The 3,164-nt window shown below is 65.5% G+C and carries 2 protein-coding genes and 1 pseudogene; 2 read left to right on the top strand and 1 reads right to left on the bottom strand.

Features of this window, described 5'->3' with window-relative positions:
- Positions 1–217: 217 nt before the first annotated feature.
- A complete protein-coding gene (locus B082_RS0131330) occupies positions 218–706 on the top strand; it encodes a DUF6924 domain-containing protein (protein ID WP_026250384.1) in 489 nt (162 codons plus the stop codon).
- A gap of 49 nt (positions 707–755) precedes the next feature.
- Positions 756–1,998: pseudogene (locus tag B082_RS37120) on the top strand (IS3 family transposase).
- Positions 1,999–2,199: 201 nt separating this feature from the next.
- On the opposite strand, the gene B082_RS37115 reads toward B082_RS37120, so the two are convergent.
- Positions 2,200–3,164: AAA family ATPase (locus tag B082_RS37115; protein ID WP_018555737.1), on the bottom strand; the 965-nt coding region annotated here is incomplete at its 5' end.

The raw sequence follows: 3,164 nt of genomic DNA, 5'->3' as shown, positions 1-3,164 counted from the left end.
TACGCGCTCTCCGTCGGCGTCGATCCCCTCCCGGGCACCAGGAGGACGGCCGTGCCGTTCCACGTAAAGGAAAACCGGGCGGGTGGGTCACCAGAAGCCGAAGAACCGTGTCCACCAAGTAGGCCGGGCGGCGGAGTACTCCAGCGCGCTAGGCCGTTTCTTCTGGATCACTGCCGCAGGCAGCTGGTTGTCAGTGCGGGGTGGGAGAGTCCTGGGCATGACGTTGCCGGAGAACCTTGAGCGAGTACTGCCTGAGATCGGACTCGACTTGTTCGACGTTCTCGTCATCAGGACCGACTTCAGCGACGACGAGGCGTGGAAGGCAATGGTTGAGGAGTCGCGCCTGCCGTGGGGGCCAGGCGGTGAGTTTGCCGCAGCAGTTCAGCTCATCGATTCGCCTGCCTGGTCAGGAGCAACGGCCGACAAGGTTCTCACCGCCGTGGTGGACGAGGACCTGATTGTCGTCTTCCTCGCTGATCACGGCACGATGCAGTCGCCGGCGCGGGCGTTGCTGGCTCTGTCGACCGTCTGGGAAGACGTGAGTGGCCTTGACCCCGTCTACTACCAGGAACTCATCGAGTCGCCGGATCCCAGGGAGTTTCGAGCCCTGCCCGCAGCGGTGCACGGCGTCCAGATGAACCTGGCGCTCGGCAACATGGACTTCGCAGAGTACGCCGGGGCTGCTTCCGCAGAGCCTGATCAGTGAACCGCCCCGGGTTTGATGGAGATCATCAAGACCCGGAAGGATGCCGATCATGGCTGCTCCCCGTAAGTACTCCGACGAGCTGCGCGAGCGCGCGACGCGTCTGACGGTCGAGGCCCGCAAGGGCCCGGCAGGCCGGGCCGGTGCGATCAAGCGGATCGCCGACCAGCTCGACGTACATCCCGAGGCCCTGCGCGGCTGGGTCAAGCATGCCGAGATCGACGATGGCGTACGGCCTGGCACCACCAGCGAGGAGGCCGCCAGGATCGCAGAGTTGGAGCGGGAGGTGAAGGAACTGCGGCGGGCGAACGCGATATTGAGGTCCGCCTCGGCTTTCTTCGCCGCGGAGCTGGACCGTCCACTGCGATGAAGGTCGCCTACATCGACCAGTACAAGGAAACGTTCGGCGTCCAGCCGATCTGTGACGTCCTCGCCGAGACGGACGCGCCGATCGCGCCGATCGCGCCGAGCACCTACTACGCCGCACACACACGTCCCGAGGCGGCCCGCACCGTTCGGGACCGGGAACTGACCGAGAAGACCGAGGTGATCCACCGGGAGAACTACGGCGTCTACGGCGCCCGCAAGGTCCACGCAGCGCTTCCGCGAGGCGACGTCACGGTCGCCCGCTGCACCGTCGAACGCCTGATGAGAGCGGCCGGCCTGCGCGGCGTGATCCGCACCAAGAGCCCGCGCACCACTCGGCCGGCACCCGAGACCGACCGGCCCCGCGACCTGGTCGAGCGGCAGTTCACCGCGACCGCGCCCAACCAGCTGTGGGTCGCTGACATCACCTACATCCGAACCTTTTCCGGCTGGGTATACGCGGCCTCCGTCATCGACGTCTTCTCCCGCATGGTCGTCGGCTGGCAGGTCTCCACCAGCCTCTACACCGAACTCGCCCTGGACACACTGGACATGGCGTTGTGGAGACGCCACCGTGAAGACGCCGACCTGACCGGGCTGGTCCATCACTCCGACCGCGGAGTTCAGTACCGTGCCATCCGCTACACCGAACGACTCGACGAAGCCGACGCTGTGGCCTCCGTCGGCTCCAAGGGCGACTCCCACGACAATGCCCTCGCCAAGGCGTTCAACAGCCTGTTCAAGGCCGAACTGATCCGCAACAAGGGGCCGTGGACGGGCATCAACGACGTCGAGATCGCCGTCGCTGAGTACATCGACTGGTTCAACCGGCGAAGGCTCCACGGCGAGCTCGGGCACGTCACCCCGCCGAGCACGAGGCCACCCACTACGCGACCGAACCCCACCCATCACTCCAGAAAACCAGCTAACGCAGTCTCCACAAAACCCGGGGCTTGACAACAACACGCGCCTCTTGAAGCAAAAGGACGCCTTGGCGGACTATTGAAAGGGGAGTAGGCGGTCCAGGACAACACAGCCCTCTGGCCGTCCGCCGTGCTAAGAACTCGCCGGCCGCAGCGATCGTCGACCTCGACCATTGCCAGCCCTGACGTCATCGGCCCCTGCCCAACTCATTCTTCAGGGGTTGGGACGTCCTCGGCGATGAACGTGAAAAGGTTGATGGCCCGGTCGGCCTCGAAGCGGCGGGCGAGTCGGCTCCACATAACATCGCGCACGCTCCATGCCTCGCGGACGTTGCCGAACGCGTCGGCGCGGTCAGCGCGGCGTCGGTCGAACCATTGCTCGACACGCTCCGTGGCGTCCGGCGTGAGGATAAAGCCCTCGGAGGCACTTCTGCGGCGCAGCACCTCGATGAGTTCCTCGGTGGTGTACGAGGGAAACTCCACCCGCTCCGTGAAGCGGGAGGCCATGCTGCTGTTGCTGCGCAAGAACGCGTCCATCTCACGCGGGTAGCCAGCGGCAATCACCACGAGTCGGTCGTGCCAGTACGCCATCTCCCTGACCAAGATGTCGACAGCCTCATTGCCCGCCAGGGCGTAGGCCTCGTCGATGAAGAGCACCCCGTCGAGGGCCTGATGCACAACTGAGCGGACCTTGGACGCGCTCTGGCCGACGTACTCGCTAACCAAGTCAGCGCGGCTGACCTCGAGCACGTGGCCCCTGCGTAACAGCCCCAAGGACTGGCACCATTCGCCGACATGCCGTGCCACCGTGGTCTTGCCGGTCCCGGGCGGCCCCACGAACACCAGTCCGGGCAGGCTCTCCCTGCGGACATGGTGGAGCCGAATGCGGTTCTTGAGCTCTGCGAGGGCATCACGCACCGTGCCAAGGCCGACCATGTCGTCCAACGCAGACACCAGGGTGCCCTCTCTGACGAGAGTGCCGGAGTGCCCGGAGCTGAGCAGCCAGACACGGTCGGCCAGCACCTGTTTTTGGAAAGTGACGGCCTCGTGCATTCGCCCCGCCTGCCAGTATGAGTGGGCGAGGTTGTGGCGGGCGGTGAGAGTGTCAGGGTGCTCGGAACCGAGCAGCCGTTCACGGTCGGCCAGCACCTGCTCCAGCAGAACGATGGCCT

Origin of the sequence: Streptomyces sp. ATexAB-D23, from assembly GCF_000373645.1 — a bacterium.
Taxonomy (GTDB): Bacteria; Actinomycetota; Actinomycetes; order Streptomycetales; family Streptomycetaceae; genus Streptomyces; species Streptomyces castrisilvae.
Note: the sequence above shows the minus strand (reverse complement) of the source record. Positions and strands in the feature narration are given on the sequence as shown.

What these genes read in the sequence shown, in the direction of transcription:
- B082_RS0131330 (WP_026250384.1), top strand. Translation starts at nt 218, where the DNA reads ATGACGTTGCCGGAGAACCTTGAGCGAGTACTGCCTGAGATCGGACTC.